Origin of the sequence: Saccharothrix xinjiangensis (assembly GCF_039527585.1) — a bacterium.
Classification (GTDB): domain Bacteria; phylum Actinomycetota; class Actinomycetes; order Mycobacteriales; family Pseudonocardiaceae; genus Actinosynnema; species Actinosynnema xinjiangensis.
Map to the genome: position 1 here is coordinate 44,801 of NZ_BAAAKE010000033.1, position 22,152 is coordinate 66,952.

At 73.4% G+C, this 22,152-nt stretch carries 25 protein-coding genes; 14 read left to right on the forward strand and 11 right to left on the reverse strand.

Annotation, left to right across the window (positions count from 1 at the left end):
* The first annotated feature begins 18 nt into the window (after positions 1-18).
* Together ABD223_RS38370 and ABD223_RS38375 are read left to right on the forward strand one after the other, a co-directional pair.
* A complete protein-coding gene (locus ABD223_RS38370; RefSeq protein WP_344042291.1) occupies positions 19-792 on the forward strand; it encodes a GntR family transcriptional regulator in 774 nt (257 codons plus the stop codon).
* Positions 793-991: 199 nt separating this feature from the next.
* The gene (locus ABD223_RS38375) at positions 992-1,318 is read left to right on the forward strand and encodes a hypothetical protein (protein ID WP_344042293.1); all 327 of its coding nucleotides are present in this window, start codon (positions 992-994) and stop codon (positions 1,316-1,318) included.
* An 87-nt stretch (positions 1,319-1,405) separates the two neighbouring features.
* Here the strand turns inward: ABD223_RS38375 and ABD223_RS43775 are convergent, their stop codons facing one another.
* A complete protein-coding gene (locus ABD223_RS43775; protein WP_380645606.1) occupies positions 1,406-1,618 on the reverse strand; it encodes a hypothetical protein in 213 nt (70 codons plus the stop codon).
* 108 nt (positions 1,619-1,726) lie between these two features.
* Here ABD223_RS43775 and ABD223_RS43780 point away from each other — a divergent pair, with 108 nt between their 5' ends.
* Positions 1,727-2,164: a pentapeptide repeat-containing protein gene (locus ABD223_RS43780; protein ID WP_380645605.1), complete on the forward strand. Its 438-nt coding sequence runs from the start codon at positions 1,727-1,729 to the stop codon at positions 2,162-2,164.
* On the opposite strand, the gene ABD223_RS38385 is transcribed toward ABD223_RS43780, so the two are convergent.
* A complete protein-coding gene (locus tag ABD223_RS38385; RefSeq protein ID WP_344042297.1) occupies positions 2,095-2,658 on the reverse strand; it encodes a hypothetical protein in 564 nt (187 codons plus the stop codon). The two genes, ABD223_RS43780 and ABD223_RS38385, sit on opposite strands and share 70 nt — an antisense overlap.
* 140 nt (positions 2,659-2,798) lie before the next feature.
* A complete protein-coding gene (locus ABD223_RS38390) occupies positions 2,799-3,023 on the reverse strand; it encodes a hypothetical protein (protein ID WP_344042299.1) in 225 nt (74 codons plus the stop codon).
* Between the two features lie 337 nt (positions 3,024-3,360).
* On the opposite strand from ABD223_RS38390, the gene ABD223_RS38395 reads away from it, so the two are divergent.
* The 4 genes from ABD223_RS38395 to ABD223_RS38410 all read left to right on the forward strand — a co-directional run bounded on the left by ABD223_RS38395 (position 3,361) and on the right by ABD223_RS38410 (position 5,231).
* Complete coding sequence (locus ABD223_RS38395; protein WP_344042301.1) at positions 3,361-4,215, forward strand: helix-turn-helix domain-containing protein; 855 nt, start codon at positions 3,361-3,363, stop codon at positions 4,213-4,215.
* Complete coding sequence (locus tag ABD223_RS38400; RefSeq protein ID WP_344042303.1) at positions 4,212-4,388, forward strand: DUF397 domain-containing protein; 177 nt, start codon at positions 4,212-4,214, stop codon at positions 4,386-4,388. The genes ABD223_RS38395 and ABD223_RS38400 overlap by 4 nt, the downstream gene beginning before the upstream one ends.
* A 436-nt stretch (positions 4,389-4,824) precedes the next feature.
* A complete protein-coding gene (locus ABD223_RS38405) occupies positions 4,825-5,004 on the forward strand; it encodes a hypothetical protein (RefSeq protein WP_344042305.1) in 180 nt (59 codons plus the stop codon).
* The gene (locus ABD223_RS38410; protein WP_344042307.1) at positions 5,001-5,231 is read left to right on the forward strand and encodes a hypothetical protein; all 231 of its coding nucleotides are present in this window, start codon (positions 5,001-5,003) and stop codon (positions 5,229-5,231) included. Before ABD223_RS38405 ends, ABD223_RS38410 begins: the two co-directional genes overlap by 4 nt.
* An 83-nt stretch (positions 5,232-5,314) precedes the next feature.
* Here the strand turns inward: ABD223_RS38410 and ABD223_RS38415 are convergent, their stop codons facing one another.
* From ABD223_RS38415 to ABD223_RS38425, 3 genes are all read right to left on the reverse strand, one after another.
* On the reverse strand, positions 5,315-6,808 hold the full coding sequence (locus ABD223_RS38415) for an aldehyde dehydrogenase (NADP(+)) (RefSeq protein ID WP_344042309.1): 1,494 nt from the start codon (positions 6,806-6,808) through the stop codon (positions 5,315-5,317).
* Positions 6,805-7,578, reverse strand: coding sequence for an NAD-dependent epimerase/dehydratase family protein (locus ABD223_RS38420; RefSeq protein WP_380645623.1), 774 nt, complete (start codon positions 7,576-7,578; stop codon positions 6,805-6,807). Before ABD223_RS38420 ends, ABD223_RS38415 begins: the two co-directional genes overlap by 4 nt.
* A gap of 78 nt (positions 7,579-7,656) precedes the next feature.
* Positions 7,657-8,451 (reverse strand): IclR family transcriptional regulator, encoded by a 795-nt coding sequence (locus ABD223_RS38425; protein WP_344042313.1) that lies wholly within the window; start codon positions 8,449-8,451, stop codon positions 7,657-7,659.
* Between the two features lie 127 nt (positions 8,452-8,578).
* Here ABD223_RS38425 and ABD223_RS38430 point away from each other — a divergent pair, with 127 nt between their 5' ends.
* The 6 genes from ABD223_RS38430 to ABD223_RS38455 all read left to right on the forward strand — a co-directional run bounded on the left by ABD223_RS38430 (position 8,579) and on the right by ABD223_RS38455 (position 14,212).
* Positions 8,579-8,791 carry a hypothetical protein gene (locus tag ABD223_RS38430; protein WP_344042315.1) on the forward strand — a complete coding sequence of 71 codons (213 nt, stop codon included), beginning with the start codon at positions 8,579-8,581 and terminating at the stop codon, positions 8,789-8,791.
* 882 nt (positions 8,792-9,673) lie between these two features.
* Positions 9,674-10,576 (forward strand): 5-dehydro-4-deoxyglucarate dehydratase, encoded by a 903-nt coding sequence (locus tag ABD223_RS38435; protein ID WP_344042317.1) that lies wholly within the window; start codon positions 9,674-9,676, stop codon positions 10,574-10,576.
* A complete protein-coding gene (locus ABD223_RS38440) occupies positions 10,573-11,829 on the forward strand; it encodes a glucarate dehydratase family protein (RefSeq protein WP_344042319.1) in 1,257 nt (418 codons plus the stop codon). Before ABD223_RS38435 ends, ABD223_RS38440 begins: the two co-directional genes overlap by 4 nt.
* Positions 11,823-12,968, forward strand: coding sequence for a hypothetical protein (locus ABD223_RS38445; protein ID WP_344042321.1), 1,146 nt, complete (start codon positions 11,823-11,825; stop codon positions 12,966-12,968). Before ABD223_RS38440 ends, ABD223_RS38445 begins: the two co-directional genes overlap by 7 nt.
* A 115-nt stretch (positions 12,969-13,083) precedes the next feature.
* Positions 13,084-13,566 carry a hypothetical protein gene (locus ABD223_RS38450; protein ID WP_344042323.1) on the forward strand — a complete coding sequence of 161 codons (483 nt, stop codon included), beginning with the start codon at positions 13,084-13,086 and terminating at the stop codon, positions 13,564-13,566.
* 94 nt (positions 13,567-13,660) lie between these two features.
* Positions 13,661-14,212 carry a hypothetical protein gene (locus ABD223_RS38455; protein WP_344042325.1) on the forward strand — a complete coding sequence of 184 codons (552 nt, stop codon included), beginning with the start codon at positions 13,661-13,663 and terminating at the stop codon, positions 14,210-14,212.
* A gap of 64 nt (positions 14,213-14,276) precedes the next feature.
* Here the strand turns inward: ABD223_RS38455 and ABD223_RS38460 are convergent, their stop codons facing one another.
* Entirely contained in the window at positions 14,277-15,959 is a 1,683-nt protein-coding gene (locus ABD223_RS38460) for a fumarate hydratase (RefSeq protein WP_380645599.1), read from the reverse strand.
* An 88-nt stretch (positions 15,960-16,047) separates the two neighbouring features.
* Here ABD223_RS38460 and ABD223_RS38465 point away from each other — a divergent pair, with 88 nt between their 5' ends.
* Positions 16,048-16,962: a phosphotransferase family protein gene (locus ABD223_RS38465; RefSeq protein WP_344042327.1), complete on the forward strand. Its 915-nt coding sequence runs from the start codon at positions 16,048-16,050 to the stop codon at positions 16,960-16,962.
* Between the two features lie 213 nt (positions 16,963-17,175).
* Here the strand turns inward: ABD223_RS38465 and ABD223_RS38470 are convergent, their stop codons facing one another.
* The 4 genes from ABD223_RS38470 to ABD223_RS38485 all read right to left on the reverse strand — a co-directional run bounded on the left by ABD223_RS38470 (position 17,176) and on the right by ABD223_RS38485 (position 22,079).
* Positions 17,176-18,168 (reverse strand): sigma-70 family RNA polymerase sigma factor, encoded by a 993-nt coding sequence (locus tag ABD223_RS38470; RefSeq protein ID WP_380645598.1) that lies wholly within the window; start codon positions 18,166-18,168, stop codon positions 17,176-17,178.
* 202 nt (positions 18,169-18,370) lie between these two features.
* Positions 18,371-18,796 (reverse strand): D-aminoacyl-tRNA deacylase, encoded by a 426-nt coding sequence (dtd, locus tag ABD223_RS38475; protein WP_344042329.1) that lies wholly within the window; start codon positions 18,794-18,796, stop codon positions 18,371-18,373.
* Positions 18,793-20,283 (reverse strand): DUF7782 domain-containing protein, encoded by a 1,491-nt coding sequence (locus ABD223_RS38480; RefSeq protein ID WP_344042331.1) that lies wholly within the window; start codon positions 20,281-20,283, stop codon positions 18,793-18,795. Before ABD223_RS38480 ends, dtd begins: the two co-directional genes overlap by 4 nt.
* Positions 20,284-20,573: 290 nt before the next feature.
* Positions 20,574-22,079 carry a PucR family transcriptional regulator gene (locus ABD223_RS38485; RefSeq protein ID WP_344042333.1) on the reverse strand — a complete coding sequence of 502 codons (1,506 nt, stop codon included), beginning with the start codon at positions 22,077-22,079 and terminating at the stop codon, positions 20,574-20,576.
* Positions 22,080-22,152 lie beyond the last annotated feature (73 nt).

Sequence of the window (22,152 nt, forward strand, 5' to 3'; positions counted from 1 at the left end):
CGCCCGTAGGCTCGCGTGGTGCCCACATCGCGCCCCTTGCCCCACTACCGCGCGGACGGACCAGTCCGCGCGGGCGTCCCCGAACACGGTCGCGTGCCCCGCTACTACGCGGTCAAGACCGAGCTGCTGTGGCTCATCGAGGCGCTGGGGGAGGGCACGGCCCTGCCGTCGGAGCGTGACCTGGCCGAGCGGTTCTCGGTGTCGCGGGTGACCCTCCGCCAGGCCGTCGGCGAGCTGGTCATGGAGGGCAGGCTGCAACGGCGGCAGGGCAGCGGCACCTACGTCGCGCCGCCCAAGCTCGTGCAGCCGCTGTCGCTGGTCAGCTACAGCGAGGGGATGCGCCGCCAGGGCGTGGCCCCGGCGCGCGGCGTGATCACCGTCGAGCACCTGCCGGCCGACGACGTGCTGGCCCGGGACCTGCGGGTGCGGCGCGGCGACCAAGTCGTCCACCTGGAGCGCGTGCTGCTGGCCGACGACGAGCGGGTCGGGCTGGAGTCGACCTACCTGGCCGCCGCCCGGTTCCCGACGCTGCTGGACGTGTTCGACCCGACGACCTCGTTGTACGCGTGCCTGCGCGACCGGCTCGGGGTGGAGTTCACCGAGGCCGAGGAACGCGTCGAGACCGTGCTCGCCACCCCGCGCGAGGCGCTGCTGATCGGCACGAACCCGGCGCTGCCGATGCTCCTGCTGCACCGCGTGTCCTACGACGCCGGCGGCGAACCGGTCGAACGGGCCCGCTCGCTGTACCGGGGCGACCGGTTCAGCTTCGCCGCGCGCCTCCGCTCGGGCTGACGGCGGGGACGCGGGGCCTGCGGTCCACTGTGGACCTGTACCCGCAACGGACGCGCCCTGTCGGGTGAAGATCGGTGGCCGGCGCCCCGGAAACGCCCGTTGGCAGGAATTTGGGCGTGCCCTTGCGGGGGTACCGTTGGTGCGCAGGGACGTGAGTCCTCCTCACCCGCAGCGCCGCGGGGGAACCGGGGGTGGCGCCGTGACGTTCAAGGAAGAGTTCCTGGCGGAGCTCGAAGACTGCCTGCGCGGGTACGGGGCCGTCCCGGTGCTCAACCCGAACGCGCTCGCCCGGCTGATCGACTTCGTGCGGCGGCTGGCGGACGACGACCCTCGCCTCAGGTGCCTGGAGGGCGTCGACCAGGGCTCCGGGTCGTTCTGGAACAACCCCGCGGTGTGGTGGGAGCTGGTGCCGCGGTTCGGGGTCGCCTCCGGCGACTGCGCCGAGCTGCTCGACCGGATGCTGGACGAGGCGGTCACCGACGAGATCGACGTGCTGGAGATGGAGATCCGGGAGCTGCCCGGCTAGAGGTGGTTCACCCGTTGTGCACCTGGGTCGCCAGACGCACAACGGGGAGCCTCCCACCCCTGCCGGGTCAAGCCCCGGGACCGCGGGTCACACGGACAGCAAGCGGTCGAAGAACGAGCGGTAGCGCTTGAGGGCCTGGCGCAGCTCCTCGGTGTCGACCTGACCACCCTGCTGCCACTGGCCCTCCAGCGAGCTCTTGCGCGCGGCGAACGTGGTGGCCAGGTTCTGGATCACCTGGGCGACCAGCTCGTCGGCCCGCTGCACGGCCTCTCGCGGGTCGTCGACGAAGTCGGCCTGCAACGCGCGCCACTCCGCCTGGTAGTTCGCCGAGTCCTCGGTGTCGAACAGCGAGGCGTCGCCCGCCGTCGTGGAGATCGCCGAGGGCTCGACCGGCTCGCGGTCGACCCGGTGCTCGTCGAGCGGGTCCTCACCGAGGCGATCCTCACCGAGGCGATCCTCACGGAGGCGATCCTCACGGAGGCGATCCTCACCGAGGCGATCCTCACTGGGGCGCTCGTGCCCGACCGCCTCGGACTCGTCGATGTCGCGGTCCTTGGTGTCGCGGTCGGCGATGTCGTAGTCGCTGGTGTCGTGGGCCACGGTGCCGCGGTCCCTGGTGTCGTGGTCGGCGGTGCCATGACCCACGGTGTCGTCATGCCGCTCGTCGCGGGTCTCACCCGCCTGGGGCACGATCGCGCCGTCCTGCCGGGCCGGCCACTGCCGGCCCGCCCCGTGAGGCGCCGCGAGGTCTTCGGTGCTCAGGCGACGTTCGGTCATCACCGCGCTCCTTCCCGGCGCCCGCCCTCGTGGCGGTCGCCCAGCAGGTCCTCGAACAGGGCCCGGTAGTGGACCATGGCGTTGCGGAGGTCCTCCGTGGAGGCGTCACCGCGCTCGTGGCGCTGGGAGATCGAGTGCGCCTCGCGGTAGTGCTCGATGGCGCGGGCGTGCTCGACCGACAGCAGCGACGCCTGGCGCTCGTACCCCTCGGTGGGGTAGCCGCGTTCGGCCATCAGGTCGGTCACGAGGCGGTCCGCCTGGCTCACCGCGTCGGCCGGCGAGTCGACGAACTGCTCCTGCACGCGCGTCCAGTTGCGCCCGTAGCTGTCGCGGGACGCCGGCGTGAGCGGGCGCAGCTCCAGCTTCGAGTGCTCGCGCTCGCGCTCGACGAGCTCGCGTTCGGCGACCATGCGGTTGTCGGTCCGCTGCATCAACCGCTCGTACTCCGGGCCGAACCGCTCGCGCAACCGCTTGCGCTGCAAGGACTTCCTGACCAGCAGCGCCACCGCGACCAGTACGACCAGCACGACCAGGATGACGCCGATGATGGTGCCGGTGGACATCTCTGCCTCCTCACGGCTTCGGATGTCACCGGACTACCCATCGCCGGTTCGACTTGAAACCTCCTCATCTCTTGACACGCGGGCGGGTCCGTGCCTACTTCGGCGTCAACAACAGCGGATGCCCTGTCCCGCAAGGGCTTTCACCGCGAGACCGCCTTGCGGCACCGGCGCACGGCCGGCGGCGCGAACACCGCCGGGAAGATCACCACCCGGATCACGTCCCCGATCGCCGGCGGCGCCGGCGCGTCCCGCGCGGTCGCCCCCTCCCGCGCCGAGCCGACGGTCGGCTCCGGCCGCCCGCCGCCCACCCGGCCCTTCGGCCCGGCGGCGGTGCCCGGCGCGATGGCCCGGCCGTGGTCGATCACCGCGATCCGGTCCGCGAGCCGGTCGGCCGCCCCCTCCAGGTCGAACCGCGCCGGCAGCTCGCGCGCCGAGGCCGTCCAGGGTCACCACCGACCCGTACCGCTTGATCGGGCCGTCGGCACCGCGATCGCGACGCGGGTCCCCACGCGGCCACTGTGGACCATGTGGACCGGTGTGGAACCGGTCCCAGGACGTCGGCGGCCGTAGGCCCACCTCCGCCGGCAGGGTCATCGTATCGGGGCGGATATGCACCTTATAAGCACTCGAACGAGTGAACTGGCCAATCGGCCGAACGGCACTAGTGTGGTCCCAGTTCTTTTCCGACGAGGAGAGACCCGAATGGCAGCCGTCCAAACACGACGCAAGCGGAAGTTAGGCCAGTTCCTCAACGCGCTGCGCAAGCGCGCCGGCAAGACCGAGGCCGACTACCACGCCCTGACGCGCAAGACGCAGTCGACCCTGTCGCGCATGGAGAACGGCTACATCAGTCCGAGTTGGACCGAACTGAGCGCCTTACTCGCCCTGTACGGCGCCACCGAGGCCGAGCGCCGCGAGGCGGAAGCGCTGTGGGAGGACGCGAAGCAGGACGGGACCCGCCTGGTGTACGCCGCCGCCTACACGCCGGAGGCCCGCACGTACGCCCGGCAGGAGGCGGACGCCACCGAGGTGCGCACGATCGAGATGATCGTCATCCCGGGCCTGCTCCAGACCCCCGCCTACGCGGCGGCGATCAGGCTCGCCGGGCGGCGGTTCATGGACTCGGCGGTCTCGGCGGACCAGGTCGCCGCGGCACTGGCGAACCGGCAGCGGAGGCTGCCGGGGCTGCGCCTGCACGCGGTGATCGACGAGGCCGCCCTGCACCGCGTGGTGGGCGGGCCGGCCGTGATGCGCGAGCAGTTGTCGCATTTGCACGACGTCGGCAGGCAGGACAACATCACCATCCAGGTGGTGCCGTTCGGCGCGGGGGCGCACGGCACCATGTCCGGCGGCGGCGCGACCGCCCTCCGCTTCGAGGACAGCGAGCCCTCGGCCGTCTACCTGGAGTACGCGGGTGGCGGTAAGTGGGTGGACAATCGCGCCGACGTGCAGAAGTACCTCTTGCACTTCGAGGAAATGGTGAGCGAGGTCGCCCTGTCGCCCAAGGAGTCGGCCTCGTTGATCAGAAAACTGGCAACCGCACTGAAGGACTCATGATCAACGACAAGACGTGGCGCAGAAGCTCTTACTCCGGCGCCGGCAACAACTGCGTCGAACTGGCCGTCGGCCGGGTCGCGACGCTGGTCCGGGACAGCAAGCAACCCGGTCCGAGACTGACCTTTGCAGACCGTCCTTTCCGGGCTTTCCTCACCTCTCTCCGACAACCCTGACCACCTCCGACGGCCGCCGTCCGCACCGGTGCGGCCCCCTCGCCACCCCACCGCGGGCGGTTCGGCTTCACCCCCGGCGGTGAGGTCCTGGGCCGGTCGGCGCAACACCGATCGGGTCCGGTCGTCACCGCGTTGGCGGTTCCCACCGTTCCGCCCGGGATTCCGGACGCTGCGCGGGGGATGACAGTGTTCACCCGAGAGGGTGATTTTTTCAACGAACCGGTTTGGGCGGCGGATTCGTCGGCCAGGCCCTGGCGGGCGCGGGGGCCCGCCAGGGCCGCACCCGTCGGTGTCGGGTGGACCACGGGGCGTGAAGGGCCCGCTCCGTCCACCGTGGACCGCGCCGGCTCCGCTGTGTTCCCGATCACTTCCCCACCTCCGGCCCGGTACTTCCCCCGGGTGCCTGCCAGCTCCGCGATAGCAGCTTCACCGCGTCGTGATCGGACTGAGGGCGGAGGCGCTGTTCCTGCCAACCACCGGCGAGTACCCGGGCTCGGGCGGCGACCTCCGCGACGTCCTCGGCGCCGCGCGGTCCGCCGGCGTGCGGCGGGTCGTGCTGCTGTCCTCCCAGGGCGTCGGCACCCGGCGCACCCGGAGCAGGCCGTTCGACAGTTGAGTCCTGAGTGGACAGTGCTGGGGCCGGGCGGCTTCGCCTCCAACGCCCTCCGGTGGGCCGGCGCGGTCCGCGCGGGGCGCACCGTCACCGCGCCGTCCGCCGACGAGCGGCGGGTGAGCCCCGACGTCGAGCGGGTCCTCGGCCGCCCGGCCCGCGCCTCCGCGCAGTGGGCCCGGGACAACGCGGTCGCCTTCACGTGGCGCGAACGTGGAACTCGGGGGTCCTGAGCGTTCGACAAGGTGGACCTGGGTGTTCGACTCGCGAGGTCGGGCGGGCCCGGGAGGCTGTGGCCCCGGGCCCGCCCAGGCCCTCAGTGCACGCCCAGCACGCCGTCCACGCGGCGCGGGATGCCGAGCGGGTTGCCCGCCTGGAGCTCCGGCGGCAGCAGGTCCTCGGGCCAGGACTGGTAGGTCACCGGGCCCAGCCAGCGCCGGATCGCCGTGGCGCCGACCGAGGTGTGCAGCGCGCTCGTGGTCGCCGGCCACGGCCCGCCGTGGTGCATCCCCCACGCCACCGCGACACCGGTCGGCCACCCGTTGAAGATGAGCCGACCCGACACGGGCCGCAGGGCCTCGGCGACGCGACCGGCCACGTCGTGCTCGGTGTCGTCGGCGTGCAGAGTGCCGGTGAGCGACCCGGGCAGGCGAGGCAGCACGCCGAGCAGCTCGTCGGGGGAGGAGTAGGTGACCACGACCGCCGCCGGCCCGAAGTGCTCCTCGGTGAGCTTCTCCAGGTTGTCCGCGAAGGTGGCCAGCGGCACCGAGTACAGGCGGGGCGGCACGCTCCAGCCCTCGTCGGGCGCGGTGCCCTCGCCGATCGGCGACACCAGGCCGGACGCGCCCAGCCCGTCGGTGCCCGAGCGGTAGGCGTCGCACATGCGCTCGTTGAGCATCGGGCCGCCGACCGCGGCGGACACCGCCTCGCCCAGCGCGGGCACCAGCGACTCCGGCGCGAACAGCAGGCCCGGGTTGGTGCAGAACTGGCCGACCCCGAGCGTCAGCGAGCCGGCGAACTCGGCGGCGAGCGCCTCGGGCCGGGCCGCGGCCGCCCCCGGCAGGACGACGGTGGGGTTGACGCTGCCCAGCTCGCCGTAGAACGGGATCGGCTCGGGGCGGGCGGAGGCGAGGTCGAACAGCGCCCGGCCGCCCGCGGTGGACCCGGTGAAGCCGACCGCCTTGATCGAGGGGTGCTCGACCAGCGCCACGCCGGCCCGCTGGCCGTGCACGATGCCGAAGACGCCCTCCGGCAGCACGCCGGCGACGACGCGCGCGGTCTCGTGCGAGGTGCCCGGGTGCGACGGGTGCGCCTTCAGCACCACCGGGCAGCCGGCCGCCAGCGCGGAGGCCGAGTCGCCGCCCATCACCGAGAACGCGAACGGGAAGTTCGAGGCGGCGAACACCCCGACCGGCCCGAGCGGGCGGAGGAGGCGGCGCAGCGCCGGGCGCGGCGGGATGATGTCCGGGTTCGGCGAGTCCAGCGTCGCCTCCACCCAGCTGCCCTCGCGCAGCACGTCGCCGAACAGCCGCAACTGGTTCGTGCTGCGCTTCAGCTCCGTGGTCAGGCGCGGCCGGCCCAACGCGGTCTCCGCGTCGGCCAGGTCGACCAGCGCCTCCACCTCCGCGTCCAGGGCGTCGGCGACCGCGTCGAGGCGGTCCGCCCGTTCGCCGGCCGAGAGCGACGACCACGGCCCGAACGCGGCGGCCGCCGCGCGGGCGATCGCGTCGACCTCGGTGTCCGTCGTCTCCGGGATCGGGTCCCCGTGGGGCTGTCCGGTACGCGGGTCGTACCCCTGAACGCTGCTCACCGACCGAATTCCTTCACTGCCGTGTCGAAGTCCGAACTGCACCAGGCGCCGCCGACGTAGACGCGCGCCGGCGAGTCCGCCGCGGGTTCGCCCTTCGCCGCGATGACCTCCTCGGCGTAGACCTCGGAGTCGTCCGCGGACTTGTAGCCGAGCGCCTCGGCGCCGGCCAGGGAGAACCAGCGGCGGGTGTTGTCCGAGACGCCCCAGATCACCCGGAAGCCCGGCGACGGCGCCGCCAGGCACGCCTCGAACAGCCGGGCGCCGTCGTCGGGCGACAGCCACGTCGACAGCATCCGGAAGTCCCGGGGCTTCTCGAAGCACGACCCGATGCGCACCGCGATGACGTCCATGCCGTACCGCGACGCGTAGAGGCCGCCCAGCCCCTCCATCGCCACCTTGCTCACGCCGTAGTACGTGTCGGGCAGCGGGAACAGCTCGTCGGGCGCCTCGCCCTCGCCCCGCCGGTGGTACCCGACGGCGTGGTTGGAGCTGGCCAGCACGACGCGGCCGACACCGGCCCGCCGCGCCGCCTCCAGCACCACGTGCGTGCCGTTGATGTTGACGTCGAGGATGTCGGCCCACGGGCGTTCGAGGCTGTGCCCGCCCAGGTGGATCACCGCGTCCACGCCCTCGCACGCCGCGTCCATCGCGGCCTGGTCGGTCACCGACGCCGTCACCAGCTCCACCCGCTCGTCGTCCGCGGCGGCCGGCAGCGGCGCGATGTCCAGCAGGCGCAGCACCCGGTCGGGCGCGGCCAACCGGGTGCGCATCAGCGTGCCGACCGTGCCTGCGGCGCCGGTGATCAGGATTCGTGCGGTCACGTGCAGCCCTTTCCGAGGAGGTGGGTCTCAGCGGCCGAACTGGCGGAGCAGTTCGGTGATGGTGCGCGCGCCGTGCAGCAGCGCGTCGATGACCTGGCGCTCGTGCTCCGGGTCGAGCCGGCCCAGCGGCACGGAGCAGCTCATCGCGTCGAGCACCGGGTTGCGGTAGGGCAGGGCCACGGCGTAGCAGCCCAGGCCGGGGGTGTTCTCCTCGCGCTCGTGCGCGTACCCCACCGACCGGAACCCGGCCAGCTGCGCGTGCAGCGCCGGGCGTTCCACGATGGTGTTGGGCGTCAGCGGTTCCAGCCGCGCGGGCAGGATCGCGTCCACCTCGGCGGGCGCCCGCGCCGCCAGCAGGGCCTTGCCCAGCGACGTCGAGTGCGCCGGCAGCCGGCGGCCGACGCGGGAGACCACCCGCAGGTGGTGCTCCGACTCGCGGCTGGCGAGGTAGACCACGTCGCCGCCGTCGAGCCGCGCCAGGTGCACCGTCTCGTTGATCTCCCGGCGCACCTGCTCCATCACCCGGATGGCGACCTGCACCACCGGGTCGTGGTCGAGGTACGAGGTGCCGACCAGCAGCGCGCGCACGCCGATGCCGTACGTGCCGCGGGTCTGGTCCAGTTCGACCCAGCCGCGCGCCACCAGCGTCTGCAACAGCATGTACAGGCTCGACTTGGGATAGCTGAGCTCGCGGTGCAGCTCGGTCAGCGTCAGCGGCCGGTCCGAGGCCGACAGCACTTCCAGCAGTTCCACTGTCCGATCGGCCGACTTGACCGCGTTCGGCCGAGCGGGTGACGCGGGAGAAGTCACCTGATCCTCCACGGGAAACGTTGCCGCAACGCACTTGACACGTCGCTGCGCCGATTCTTACAGTCCGGCCAGTACGTTCACAAGTACGACCCCGCTTCACATATATGAACGACGAGGATGTGGACAGGAGCCAGGGTTCATGGGATCTCCCCGCCGGTCCGTCGATGCTGCCGCTGCGCAGGCCGCGCCGGGATCCGCCCTGCCCTCCTCCGCCCCCTCGCCGCGCACCACCGGTGCGACCACCCGGAGCTCCACGGGGGTCCGCACCGCGATCCTGGCCGACTTCGACGAGCCGATCCAGCGGCGCACCGCGCCCGGGTGTCACCCGGGCGAGTGGGAGCCGGTCCGGTGACCGCGCTCCGCACCGCTCATGACGTGGGGGCGACGGCTGGTGGCGGCGGTGCCGTCGCCGCCCACCCCGTGAGGCGACCCCGCCGGGGTCGCCTCACGGGAACACCCACGGGAACAGGTGCTCCCCGGCTCGCCGCGCAGCGGTCCGCAACCGGGCCGTCCACCGCGGGTGAGCCGGTCGCGCCGGACCCCGCCGGTCCACCGGTCGACCCGGCCGGCCTGATCGGGCCGGTCAGCGTGACCGAGCCGATCGACTCGGCCGGCCCGACCGGCCCGACCGGCAAGGTCGGCTCAACCGGTCCGGCCGGCTCGGCTGCCTCGGCTGGTCCGACCGGTCTGGCTGACTCGATCGGCTCAGCCGGCTCGACCGACCTGATCGGCAAGGCCGGCCCGACCGGCCTGACCGGCTCAGCCGACCCGGCGGACAGCCACCCGGCCGCACCCCGAACCGCGGTCGACGACCGCGGCGGGTGCCACCCGGTGCGCACCACCGCCCGCGCCCTTCCGCTCCACCTCGCCGCCGGCACGTTCGCCGCCTGCGCGCCGGCGGGGGAGGAGGCCCGCGGTCGTCACCGCACGACCGCGGCCGGCATCGCGGTAGCCCCGGGCCGCCCCACCGCGGGGCGGGCCCGCGCCGGGTGGGGTCGCGGTCTTCGGTTCCACCGAGGTCCGGGAGCGGCTCCGGCCACCCCCGGACCACCGCCGCCGACCCACCGGCCGCCGCGCCGCCCACCACACCGCCGTCGTGCTCGGACGACCCGGTGCGGCGCGGGGCGCGGCAGCCGGAGCGTTGCCGGCGCCGGCGTTCGTGCAGCGCCGGTCGCCGCGGAAGTCCTTCCGGCGTGGGATCACCACCGGAGCGATCAAGGATGAAGGTCTGGGTATGCAACTCGATGGGGTGCTGTTCTTCCCGGTGACGCCGTTCGACGCGGACGGCGCGCTAGCGGAGGACGTGCTGGCCGAGCACGTCAAGCGCGGGGTGGCGGCGGGCGCGGGCGGCGTGTTCGTCGCCTGCGGCACGGGCGAGTTCCACGCGCTGGAGCTCGCGGAGTTCGACCGGGCGGTGGCCGTCGCGGTCGAGGCCACGGCGGGCCGGGTCCCGGTGTTCGCGGGCGCGGGCGGACCGGTGCCCACCGCGCGCCGGTTCGCGGAGGCGGCGAAGGGCGCGGGCGCCGACGGCGTGCTGCTCCTGCCGCCGTACCTGGTGACCAACCCGGCCAAGGGCCTGGTCCGGTACGTCACGGAGGTGGCGGGCGCGACCGACCTGCCGCTGATCGTCTACCAGCGCAACAACGCGGTGTTCACGCCGGAGACGGCGGTCGAGGTCGCGTGCCTGCCGACCGTGGTCGGCTTCAAGGACGGGCTCGGCGACGTCGACCTGCTCCAGCGCATCGTGCTGTCGGTGCGGCAGCACGTGAGCAAGCCGTTCCAGTTCTTCAACGGCCTGCCCACCGCGGAGCTGACCGTGCCGGCGTACCGGGGCATCGGCGTCGACCTGTACTCGTCGGCGGTGTTCGCGTTCGCGCCGGAGATCTCCCTCGGCTTCTACCGCGCCGTGCAGGACGGTGACCAGGCCCTGGTCAGCCGCTACCTGAACGAGTTCTACAAGCCGCTCGTCGAGCTGCGTGACCAGGTGCCCGGCTACGCGGTGGCGCTGGTCAAGGCCGCCGTGCGGGCCACCGGCCTGGACGTCGGCGGCGTCCGCGCGCCGCTGCTCGACCCGACGCCGGAGCACGTGGCGCAACTGGAGAAGGTAGTGGCCGCCGGCCGGAGCATCGCCTCATGAAGGTCACCGACGTCACCGTCACGCCGGTGGCCTTCCGCGACCCGCCGCTGCTGAACTCGGTGGGCGTGCACGAGCCGTGGGCGCTGCGCACGATCGTCGAGGTCCACACCGACGAGGGCGTCTCCGGCCTGGGCGAGACCTACGGCGACATCGGCCACCTCAACCGCGTGCGCACCGCCGCGCCCGCGCTGACCGGCCTGGACGTCCACGACCTCAACGGGATGCACGCGCGGGTCGCGGCGGCCCTGGGCGGCGAGGCGGGCTCGGACCGGCACGGCCTGACCGGGCCGCTGACCGTCGAGTCCACGGTGGACCGGGTGTTCTCCTCCTTCGAGGTCGCCACCTGGGACATCCGGGGCAAGGCGCTGGGTCGCCCGGTCAGCGACCTGCTGGGCGGGCGCGTCCGCGACGCCGTCCCGTACAGCGCCTACCTGTTCTACAAGTGGGCCGGGCACCCGGAGGCGGAGCACGACGGGTTCGGCGAGGCGCTGGACCCCGCCGGCGTCGTCACCCAGGCCCGGATGCTCATCGGCGAGCACGGCTTCGGCTCGATCAAGCTCAAGGGCGGCGTGTACGCGCCGCACCTGGAGGTCGAGGCGATCCACGCCCTGCGCGAGGCGTTCCCGGACCATCCGCTGCGGCTCGACCCCAACGCGGCGTGGACGCCCGAGACCTCGCTCAAGGTCGCGGCCGAGCTGGACGGCGTGGTCGAGTACCTGGAGGACCCGGCGCCCGGCATCGACGGCATGGCGCAGGTCGCGGCGGGCGCGTCCATGCCGCTGGCCACGAACATGTGCGTGATCGCGTTCGAGCACGTCGCGGAGGCCGTCGAGAAGGGCGCCGTGCAGGTCGTCCTGTCCGACCACCACTACTGGGGCGGGCTGTCGCGGTCGAAGGAGCTGGCGGCGATCTGCCGGACGTTCGGCATCGGCCTGTCCATGCACTCCAACTCGCACCTCGGGATCAGCCTGGCCGCCATGACCCACCTGGCCGCGGCCACGCCGAACCTGAACTACGCGTGCGACACGCACTACCCGTGGAACTCGGCGGACGACGTGATCACCGAGCCGTTCACCTTCGTCGACGGCGCGGTGGCGGTGCCCACCGCGCCGGGCCTCGGCGTGGAGCTGGACCGCGACGCGCTCGCGCGGGCGGCCGAGAACTACCGGGAGTGCGGTCTCGTCCAACGCGACGACACCGGTTACATGCGACGGCACGACCCGTCTTACGAGAGGAAGCGCCCGCGGTGGTGAGGACCGTTGCCCACCTGTACCCCTGGGACGTGGTCGGGGACCCGGCCGCGGTCGAGCGAGTGGCGTCGCTCGGCGTGGACGCCGTGGCCCTGGCCTCGTCGTACCACACCGTGCGCGCCGCGACCCCGTTCAACCCCCTGCGCCGCATGGTCGACGCGCGGCACGCCGCGTTCTACCTGCCGGTGCGCGAGGAGGCCTGGCGCGGCGCGCGGCTGGCGCCCGCCGCACCGTCCTGGGTGGACGGTGACAACACCTACGGCGAGGCGTCGGAGGCGCTGAGGGCCGCCGGGCTGCCGGTGTACGCGTGGACCGTGCTGACCCACAGCAGCCGGCTGGGCGAGGCGAACCCCGACCTGGTGGTGCGCAACGCCTTCGGCGACCCCTACCCGTACGCGCTGTGCCCGTCCCACGACGACGTGGTCGCCTACACCCGGACGCTGGTGTCCGAGGTGCTGGAGCTGGGCCGGCCGGACGGCGTGGTGCTGGAGGCGTGCGGCCCGCTCGGCTTCTTCCACGGCGGGCACCACGAGAAGACCGACGGCGCGGACTGGACGCCCGTCCAGCAGAAGCTGCTGTCCCTGTGCTTCTGCTCGGCCTGCGCCGACCGCCACCCCGACCCGGAGGGCCTGCGCGAAGCGGTCCGCACCGGGGTCGACCGGGGCGCGGGCAGCGTGGAGGAGGCGCTGGGGGAGCTGGCGGAGCCGGTGCGCGAGGTGCGCGCGGACCTCTCGCGCTCCCTGCGCCGGGAGCTGGTCGGGCTGGTCCGGTCACAGGCCCCGGGGGTGCGCGTCGCGGTGCACGCCACCGCGGACCCGTGGGGCACCGGCCCGTTCGCCACGGTCGCCGGTGGCGTCGGCGCCGACGTCGACGTGCTCACCCTGACCTGCTGGCCGGGTGTCGACGCGTCGCTGCCGGCCATCGCCGCGCTGCGCGCGGAAGCGGGTGACGTGCGCACCGCCGCGTACGTGCTGGCGCTGCCGCCGAAGCCGGCGGACGGCGAGGAGCTGCTCAAGGAGTGGTTGACCTACGCCGAGGCGGGCGTCGAGGAGTTCCACCTGTACCACGCGGGGCTGGCCTCGGCCCGGCGGCTGGACGCGCTGCGGCACGCCGTGGCCGGGGTGAAGAGCGCCCTGGGCTGAGCCCGGGAGGCGGTGTGCGCCGATCACGCGGCGCACACCGCCGTTCACTCACCCGGACGGGTAACTGTCAAAAGGACCGGGCAACCCGGCGCCGAGCGAGTTCCGTCCTCTGCACATGAGAAGCCTGGGAACCGCTGTTGGCGCGGGCGCGTTGCTGGTCGCGCTCGTCGGCTGCGCCTCGTCCAGCCCGACGCCGGTCGGTGCCGAGGGCGGCCCGACGCTGACCACGTCGGCCTCGCCGACCACGTCCGCACCCGAGCAACCGGAGTTCGAGAGCCCCGTGCCGCCGGGCGGCGTCGAGGTGCCGGACGAGCGGGTCGACGGGAGCGCCGTGCCGGAGGACACGCCCAAGACCGTGTGGACCGAGGGCGACGGCAGCACGCTCGGCGTCCTCGCGCAGGAGGCCGGCTGCGGCAAGGCGAGCGTCGAGATCGCCGCGCAGGGCCCCGACACCGTCGAGGTCGTGCTGGTCGAGACCACGCGCGCCGACCAGCAGGTCTGCACCATGGACATCCGCTACCCGCCGCTGACGGCCGAGCTGGACGCGCCGCTCGGCGAGCGCGAGGTCGTGCTGACCACCCGGCAGGACACCGAGTAGACCCGCCCCCGACCCGGTGCCCGGCCGGCCCCTGCCCCGGTCGGCCGGGCACCACCCCTGCAACCCCGGCGGCGGCGAGTACCGTCCTTCAACCATGAGGAACGCCAAGGTCGCCGTCGCCCTCGCCGCGCTCGCGCTCGCCGGGTGCACCGGCAGCACCGACCCGTCGTCCGGCCAGTCGCCCGACCAGTCGTCCAACCCGGGTGGCACGACCTCGTCCGGGCCGTCGACAACGTTGTCATCCGGGGTCCCGACCAGCGGGTCGGCGCCGGGGGCGACCGAGCCGGCCCCCGCGCCCCCGCCGCAGGGCAGCGCCGTGCCGCTGCCCGGTGGGGAGACGCCCGTGCCGACCGCGCGGGTCGACGGCGGGACGCTGCCCGACACCTACGAGCGGCAGGTCTCCACCTCGGCGGACGGCCGGACGCTGCGCGTGGTCGGCCTCGCGGGCGGGTGCAAGACGGCCGACGCCGAGGTCGTCGCCCAGTCCGCCGACCAGGTCCGGATCACCCTGGTGACCACCTACTACCCGCCGGCCGAGGGCGCGGTCTGCACGCAGGAGCTGCGGGACGTGCCGCTCAACGTGACCCTCGACGCGCCGCTGGGCGACCGGACGGTGGTCCTGGAATCGCGCGAGGACACGGCCTGACCCCGCCGGCCCGAGCCCGCGACCGGCCGATCGGGGTCCCGCCGCCGGCGGGACCCCGGCCCGGCTACTCCCGGAAGCTGATCTGGAGGGTCGGGGCGGAGGTCTCGGCGAAGAAGTCGTTGCCCTTGTCGTCCACCACGACGAACGCGGGGAAGTCCTCCACCTCGATCCGCCAGACCGCCTCCATGCCCAGCTCGGGGTACTCCAGCACCTCGACCTTGCGGATGCAGTCCTGCGCCAGCCGGGCCGCCGGGCCGCCGATCGAGCCCAGGTAGAACCCGCCGTGCGCCTGGCAGGCGTTCGTGACCTGCTGGGACCGGTTGCCCTTGGCCAGCATCACCAGGGAACCGCCCGCCGCCTGGAACTGCTCGACGTAGGAGTCCATCCGGCCGGCCGTGGTGGGGCCGAAGGAGCCGGACGCGTAGCCCTCGGGCGTCTTGGCCGGGCCCGCGTAGTACACCGGGTGGTCCTTCAGGTACTGCGGCATGGGCTCGCCCGCGTCCAGCCGCTCCTTGATCTTGGCGTGCGCGATGTCGCGGGCCACCACCAGCGGACCGGTCAGCGACACGCGGGTCTTCACCGGCAGCTTCGACAGCGCCTCGCGGATCTCCGCCATCGGGCGGGTCAGGTCGATCCGCACGACCTCGTCGGACAGGTCCTCGTCCCGCACCTCCGGCAGGAAGTGGGCCGGGTCGCGCTCCAGCTGCTCCAGGAACAGGCCCTCGGGCGTGATCCTCGCCTTGGCCTGCCGGTCGGCCGAGCACGACACGGCGATGCCGACCGGGCACGACGCGCCGTGCCGGGGCAGCCTGACCACGCGCACGTCGTGGCAGAAGTACTTGCCGCCGAACTGGGCGCCGATGCCGAAGTTCCGGGTCAGCTCCAGCACCTGCTGCTCCAGGTCGACGTCCCGGAACGCGTGGCCGGCGGCCGAGCCCCCGGTGGGCAGCCCGTCCAGGTAGCGGGCGGAGGCGAGCTTGGCGACCTTCAGGTTCTGCTCGGCCGACAGGCCGCCGACGACCACGGCCAGGTGGTACGGCGGGCACGCGGCCGTGCCCAGCGAGCGCAGCTTCTCGTCCAGGAACTTCGCCAGCCGCGACGGGTTCAGCAGCGCCTTGGTCTCCTGGTACAGGAACGTCTTGTTGGCCGAGCCGCCGCCCTTGGCCATGAACAGGAACTCGTACTTCGGCTCCGTGCCGGGCGCGGTGAACAGGTCGATCTGCGCGGGCAGGTTCGTGCCGGTGTTCTTCTCGTCCCAGAAGGTGACCGGCGCCATCTGCGAGTACCGCAGGTTCAGCTCCTGGTAGGCCTCGAAGACGCCCCGGGACAGGGCCTCCTCGTCGGTGCCGCCGGTGAGCACGGACTCGGTGCGCTTGCCCATGATGATCGCGGTGCCGGTGTCCTGGCACATCGGCAGCACGCCGCCCGCCGAGATGCACGCGTTGCGCAGCAGGTCCATGGCGACGAACCGGTCGTTGCCGCTGGCCTCGGGGTCGTCGACGATCGCGCGCAGCTGCGCGAGGTGCGAGGGGCGCAGCAGGTGCTGGATGTCGCGGATCGCCTCCTTGGCGAGCAGCGTCAACGCCGACGGCTCGACCTGGAGGAACGTCCGGCCGGCGGCCTCGACCACCGACACGCCGTCCGGGGTCACCAGCCGGTAGTCGGTGTGCTCGTCCTTCGCCAGCGGCAGGACGTCGGTGTACTGGAACGTGGGTGCCAAGAGGTTCGGCTGAGGCACTGCGGGCACGTCGCGGCTCCCTTGCGCGCGTTCGGATTCCGCCGAACCTATACCGATCCCGCCGTGGAGTCCGGCAGGGCGTGGTGTGATTCGCGTCGTGGTCTTCAGCCTCACCAAGCGCGAGCTGCCCGTGCCCGAGCTCGACGCCCTGCTCCGCCGCGCGCTCGGCTCGCCGCTCGCGGCGCACGTCGAGCTGACCGGGGGCATGTTCAACACCGCCTACCGGCTCACCGCGGCCGACGGCCGCGAGGTCGTGCTCAAGGTGGCGCCGCCGCCGGGCGTGCCGCTGCTCACCTACGAGCGCGACCTGATGCGGACCGAGGCCCTGGTGTTCGGCCTGATGGCCGGGCGGGGGCTGCCGGTGCCGGAGGTCGTCCTGCACGAGGACGGCCTGCTCCTGATGACCGCCCTGCGCGGCACGCCGTGGAACGAGGCGGAGCTGTCCGACGCCGAGCGGGCGGCGCTGCGCCGCGAGCTGGGCGGGGTCGCGCGCCGCCTGCACGAGGTCACCGGCGACTCGTTCGGCTACGTCCAGGGCCCCGGCGGGGCGACGTGGCGGGAGGCGTTCGGGAACATGGTCGACGCGGTGCTCGCCGACGCCGACCGGTTCGGCGTGGAGCTGCCCGACGTGCGCCCGGCGTTCGCGGCCCGCGCCCACCTGCTCGACGAGGTCACCTCACCGGTCCTGGTGCACTTCGACCTGTGGGAGGCCAACATCTTCGTGGCCGACGGCCGGGTCGAGGGGATCATCGACCCCGAACGGGCGTTCTTCGGCGACCCGCTGGCCGAGATCGCGACGATCGCGCTGTTCACCGAGCCGGACGAGGACTACCTGGCGGGCTACGGCGTCACCGGTTTCACCGCGGCCGAGCGGACCAGGACCGCGCTCTACCGGGCGTACCTGTGCCTGGTCATGATCGTGGAGGGCGTGCCGCGCGGGTACGCCGGCGAGGAGCGCGAGGCGCACGTCGCGTTCTTCCGGGCGAAGCTGGCCGAGTACCTGGAGCTGTGACCGGAGCCCTGATGGCACGCGGCCGGGACACCCGGAGGTATGCGGAAGGCCGGGCCGGCCCCCGACCGCCCCGACCTTCCTCGGTGTGCGACGCCCCCGCGAGATGGGACGGGGGCGTCGCATGGCTCGTGCCGCACGACCGTGCACCCGCGAGCGCCGCCGGTCAACCCGGCTGAACGGGTGAACCGCGTGCTGCTCCCGGTGCCCGGCGCGTCAGCTGGCGTAGGCGCGCAGCCGGGCGGCCCGCTCGCCCTGCCGCAGCTTCGCCATGACCTCCCGCTCGATCTGCCGCACCCGCTCGCGGGACAGGCCGAACTGCTTGCCGATCTGGTCGAGGGTGCGCGGCTGGCCGTCCTCCAGGCCGTAGCGCAGCCGGATCACGGCCTGCTCGCGCGGCTCCAGCGTGGCCAGCACCCGGCGCAGGTCGTCCTGGAGCAGGCCGGAGATGACCGCGCTCTCCGCGTCCGTGGCGTCGGAGTCCTCGATGAAGTCGCCCAGCGGGGCGTCCTCCTCGGCGCCGACGGGCATGTCGAGGCTCACCGGGTCGCGGGCGTGGTCGAGCAGGTCGGACACCTTGTCCGGCGACAGGCCGGCCTCCCTGGCCAGCTCCTCGGTCGTGGCCTCGCGGCCGAGCTGCTGGTGCAGGTCGCGCTTGATGCGCGCCAGCTTGTTGACCTGCTCCACCAGGTGGACCGGGAGCCGGATGGTGCGCCCCTGGTCCGCCATTCCGCGGGTGATCGCCTGGCGGATCCACCAAGTGGCGTAAGTGGAGAACTTGAAACCCTTGGTGTAGTCGAACTTCTCCACCGCGCGGATCAAACCCAGGTTGCCTTCCTGGATCAAGTCGAGCAGCGGCATTCCGCGACCGGTGTACCGCTTGGCCAGCGATACCACCAACCGCAGATTCGCTTCGAGAAGGTGGTTCTTCGCGACGTGGCCGTCGCGGATCAGCGCACGAAGTTCGCCGCGGCGCACATCGGGCAGACCGGACTTGGTCTCCAGCATGTGCTGCGCGAACACCCCCGCTTCGATGCGCTTCGCGAGTTCCACTTCCTCGGCCGCTGTCAGCAGCGCTGTCTTGCCGATGCCGTTCAGGTACACCCGAACGAGGTCGGCGGCCGGTCCCTGGGCGTCGAGGTCCATCTCGGCGCTGGTAGTGGTCTGCTCGTTCCCGACCTCGCGGTCGAAGACCTTCGGGACGGTCATGGAGCTCCCTCCCCCTTGTCGCGGGCTGGCAGTGCGGTCGTGTCGCGCACTCCGCGCTGCGCTGCGCGGTCCGCCTTTCGGCGGTCTGACACTTGGGAGAACGCAAACCAGCTCGAATTGGTTCCCGCTTCCTCGACCTCCAAGACGTCACTGCCGTCACAGCGGTTGCGCCGCGAATCCTGAGGATTCCCTGAGAAGGATCTTAGAGTTCGACCAACACGGTGAACGGGCCGTCGTTCACACTCCGCACGGACATCACGGCCCCGAACCGTCCTGTTTGAACTCGCGCGCCCCGATTCCGCAGTTCCGACACCACCGCGTCGACCAGCGGCCCGGCGTGCCCGGGCCGGGCGGCGGCCGTCCACGAGGGCCGCCGGCCCTTCCTCGTCTCCCCGTAGAGGGTGAACTGGCTCACCACGAGCAGCGGCGCGCCGGTGGTGGCGCACGACTGCTCGTCCCGCAGCACGCGCAGCTCGTGCAGCTTGCGCGCCATCAGCGGCGCGAGGTCGGCGGTGTCCCCGACGTGCACGCCGAGCAGGACCAACAGGCCCGGCTCGGCGATCTCGCCCACCGTCTCGCCCTCCACCACCACGGAGGCCTCTGTGACTCTCGCCACAACCGCCCTCATGCGGGGACGACCATCCCGTGGCGGACCAGCTCCCGCACCACCGGCAGGGCCGCCGCGGCCAGCGCGTCCGCGTCCAGGTCCTGGGCGTAGGCCAGCAGCGTGATCAGGTCCTCCAGCGGCAGCGCGCCGCGGAAACCCGCGAGCAGCCGCGCCGCGGTCTCGTCCAGCTCGTGCTGCCAACCGGGCCCGTCGGTGCGGTGCAGGCGGCGCACCACCGGCGCCCAGCCGTCCTCCGCGGGCTCCGAGACCTCCTCCAGCAGCACGGAGGGCGGCACCGCGAACCTGGTCCCGAGGAGGTCCTCGTCGTCGTGCGAGCGCAGCCAGGCGACGCGGTCGAGCCAGGCGGCCGACTCCGGGCCCAGCGGGTCGTCGTAGGCGTGGCGCAGGTCCTCGCAGACGACCTCGGGGTGCTCGGTGTCGGTGCGGCGCAGCGTGACGAAGCCGAAGCCGATGCCCTCAACGTCGTTCTCGGCGAACCAGTCCAGCCAGGCGCCCGCCTTGGCGCGGCCCTCGTCGCTGCGCGGGTCCACGCCGGCGTCGCGCAGCCACGTGCCGACGTAGAGGGCGGGGTCGGCCACGTCGCGCTGCACGAACCAGGCGTCCACGCCGCCGCCGCGGGGCAGCCAGGAGCCGACCCGGTCGGCCCAGTCCTCGCCGCGGCGGTGCAGCCAGGAGGCGAGCAGCTGCCCGACGCCGCCCTCGGCGAGGAACGACGGCATCTGGCGCACGACGAGCGCGCTGGCGTCGTCGCCGTCCAGCCCGGAGTCGCGGTAGACGTAGTCGACGCGCGGCGGGCCCACCACGAACGGCGGGTTGCACACCACCTGGTCGAACCGCCGCCCGCGCAGGGGACCGAACCACTCGCCCCGGCGCAGCTCGACCTCGACCTCGTTCAACCGGAACGTGCCCGCGGCCAGCGCGAGCGCCCTTTCGGACAAATCGGTCGCGGTGATCCTCCGGGCGTGACGGCTCGCGTGCAGCGCCTGCACCCCGCACCCGGTGCCCAGGTCCAACAACGTCCCGACCGGCCGCCGCGACGTGGCCCGCGCCAGGCTGATCGAGGCGTGCCCGACCCCCAGCACGTGGTCGGCCGGCACCGGCCCGCCCCGCTGCTCGGAATCGAGGTCGGCCACCACCCACCAGGAGCCCTCGTCGTCCCCGTAAGGCCGGATGTCCAACCCGGCCCGCAACTCGCCGCCGTCGCCCCTGAGCACCTCGTTCGCCACGGCGGCCTCCAGGTCGACCCCCGGCAGCGCCCGGCGGACCGCCTTCTCGTCCTCCGCGTCCCCGAGCAGGAACAACCGGATCAACGTCCCCAGCGCCCCGGCGTCCCGCGAAGCCCGCCGGGCCGCCTCCGGCTCGCCCCTCCCCAACGCCGCGTGGCCTTGGTGCCCCAACACCTCGACCACGCCGTCCGCGTCGTACCCCGCGGCGAGGAACCCCTCGCGCAACCGACCGGTCAACTCAACAGAAAGATCAGGAACCACCCCGCAATCGTCCCCCGCCCCCACCAACCCCGCCCGCCCACCCCACCGCGTGTCCTCCACTCGGACATCGCGTGTCGTCCACTCAGGCATCGCGAGTCGTCCACTCAGGCATCGCGAGTCGAACACCCGGGTCGACCGTGTCGAACGTTCGGGGCCCTTGAGTTCTGCGTTCGCGTTCCCCGCGGTTCGGGTGGGGTGTGTCGTGAGTGTTGAACTCGGGGGTCCTGAGTGTTCGACTCGCGATGTCCGGGTGGAGGACACGCGATGCCTGAGTGGAGGACACGCGCGGGTCAGGGGGTGGGGGGTGGGGTGATGGTCAGGGCTATGGCCATGGCCAGGCGTTGGTCCGGGGAGTTGAGGGGGAGGGGGGTGACCTCGGCCATGCGCTGCATCCGGTAGCGCAGGGTGTTGGGGTGCACGGCCAGGGCGCGGGCCGCCTCGCGCGCGTCGCCCTGGGCCGCCAGCCAGGCGCGGAGGGTGGGCGCGTACTGGGTGCCGTGCTCGGCGTCGTGCCGCAGCAGGTCCGCCACCGGGCCCCGGGTCGGCACGCGGCCGGTCCGGGCGACGCTCGCCAGCCGCCGCAGGAGGACCAGCGACCAGGAGTGGTCGTAGACGACCGGCTCGCCGGTGGACAGGACCAGGCACTCGTCGGCCTCCGAGCGGGACGCGGGCAGCGAACCGGCGTCGGCGCAGCCCCCGATGCCCGCCTCCACCACCACCTCGGCGGGGAGTTCGCGGACCAGGGCGCGGACCCACCCCACCGCCGCCCCGGAGTCCTCGCCGCACGGCAGCACGGTGTAGAGGACGTTGCCGAACAGCGCCGAGCGGCCGGGCCGCGACCAGCCGAAACCCGCCGTCGCCCGCGAGAACGCCAGCAGCGCCGCCCCGTGCTCGCCCTCACCGGCGTGCGCCTGCACCGCGATCACCCGCAGGTCGGTCGACGGCAGCCCCAGCCGGGCCAGGTTCCCCGGCGCGCCCGCCTCCAGCGCCTCGATCACCAGGTCCGCCTCGGCCTGCCGCTCCAGGTCCGCCGACGCCCGCGCCCGCAGCAGGTGCAGCGCCGCCGTCCGCGCACCGTCCACCAGCGCCGCGTGCCGGATCGCGTCCACCGCCGCGTCGACCTCCACCCACACCGACCCGAGCAGCTCGCGCCCCGCCCGCACGGCCGCCACCAGCCGCCCGCCGAGCTGGTCGGTGAGCTTCGGCACGAAGATCGGCTCGTCGGACCGCGCCAGGTGCGCGAACACCCCGTAGGAGTCCAGCGCCCGCCGCGCCTCCTCCGGCACCCGCCGCCCCAGGATGGTCTGCACCCGCACCTGGTCCACGTCCTGCTGCCGGTACGAGTAGGCGAGCACCCGCGACTGCTGGTCCTCGATGGTCACCGGCCCGCCGACCACCGCCGCGATCGCGTCGGCCACCGCGAACAGGTCGCCGGAGCCCTGCCCGCCCAGCACGAGCGCCTGCGCCACGTTCGCCAGCTGCCCCCACGGCACCGACGGGTCCACCAGCAGCACCGCGGCCCCGGACCGGCGCGCCGCCGCGAGCACCCGCTCGTCCAGCGGCGGCGACCCGTGCAGCACGACCGCCGCCGCCGCGGTCCCGCCGACCAGCCGGGCCGCCGCGGCGGGCGAGGGCACCCCCAGCCCGAGCAGCACGTCGTCGGGCGCCGCCGCCGTGTGCTCGGCCGGGTCGTGCAGCGCCACCCCGCGCAGCTCCACGTCCCGACCTCGCGGCGCGCAGCACAGGTGCGTGCCCAGGCCGCCGAGCACGTCCACCAGCCGATCCAGCGCCACCACAGGCGGGATGGTCCGCCACCGACCCGAACGGCCGCAACCGCGGCGCGAATCACCCTCCACCCGTTGTGTCGCA

Excerpts from the sequence above, each read along its gene's own strand:
- ABD223_RS38385 (WP_344042297.1), bottom strand. The coding sequence starts at position 2,658 with ATGTCCACCGGCACCATCATCGGCGTCATCCTGGTCGTGCTGGTCGTA.
- ABD223_RS38395 (WP_344042301.1), top strand. The coding sequence starts at position 3,361 with ATGGCAGCCGTCCAAACACGACGCAAGCGGAAGTTAGGCCAGTTCCTC.
- ABD223_RS38400 (WP_344042303.1), top strand. The coding sequence starts at position 4,212 with ATGATCAACGACAAGACGTGGCGCAGAAGCTCTTACTCCGGCGCCGGC.
- ABD223_RS38420 (WP_380645623.1), bottom strand. The coding sequence starts at position 7,578 with ATGCGCACCCGGTTGGCCGCGCCCGACCGGGTGCTGCGCCTGCTGGAC.
- ABD223_RS38430 (WP_344042315.1), top strand. The coding sequence starts at position 8,579 with ATGGGATCTCCCCGCCGGTCCGTCGATGCTGCCGCTGCGCAGGCCGCG.
- ABD223_RS38435 (WP_344042317.1), top strand. The coding sequence starts at position 9,674 with ATGCAACTCGATGGGGTGCTGTTCTTCCCGGTGACGCCGTTCGACGCG.
- ABD223_RS38440 (WP_344042319.1), top strand. The coding sequence starts at position 10,573 with ATGAAGGTCACCGACGTCACCGTCACGCCGGTGGCCTTCCGCGACCCG.
- ABD223_RS38450 (WP_344042323.1), top strand. The coding sequence starts at position 13,084 with ATGAGAAGCCTGGGAACCGCTGTTGGCGCGGGCGCGTTGCTGGTCGCG.
- ABD223_RS38455 (WP_344042325.1), top strand. The coding sequence starts at position 13,661 with ATGAGGAACGCCAAGGTCGCCGTCGCCCTCGCCGCGCTCGCGCTCGCC.
- ABD223_RS38470 (WP_380645598.1), bottom strand. The coding sequence starts at position 18,168 with ATGACCGTCCCGAAGGTCTTCGACCGCGAGGTCGGGAACGAGCAGACC.
- dtd (WP_344042329.1), bottom strand. The coding sequence starts at position 18,796 with ATGAGGGCGGTTGTGGCGAGAGTCACAGAGGCCTCCGTGGTGGTGGAG.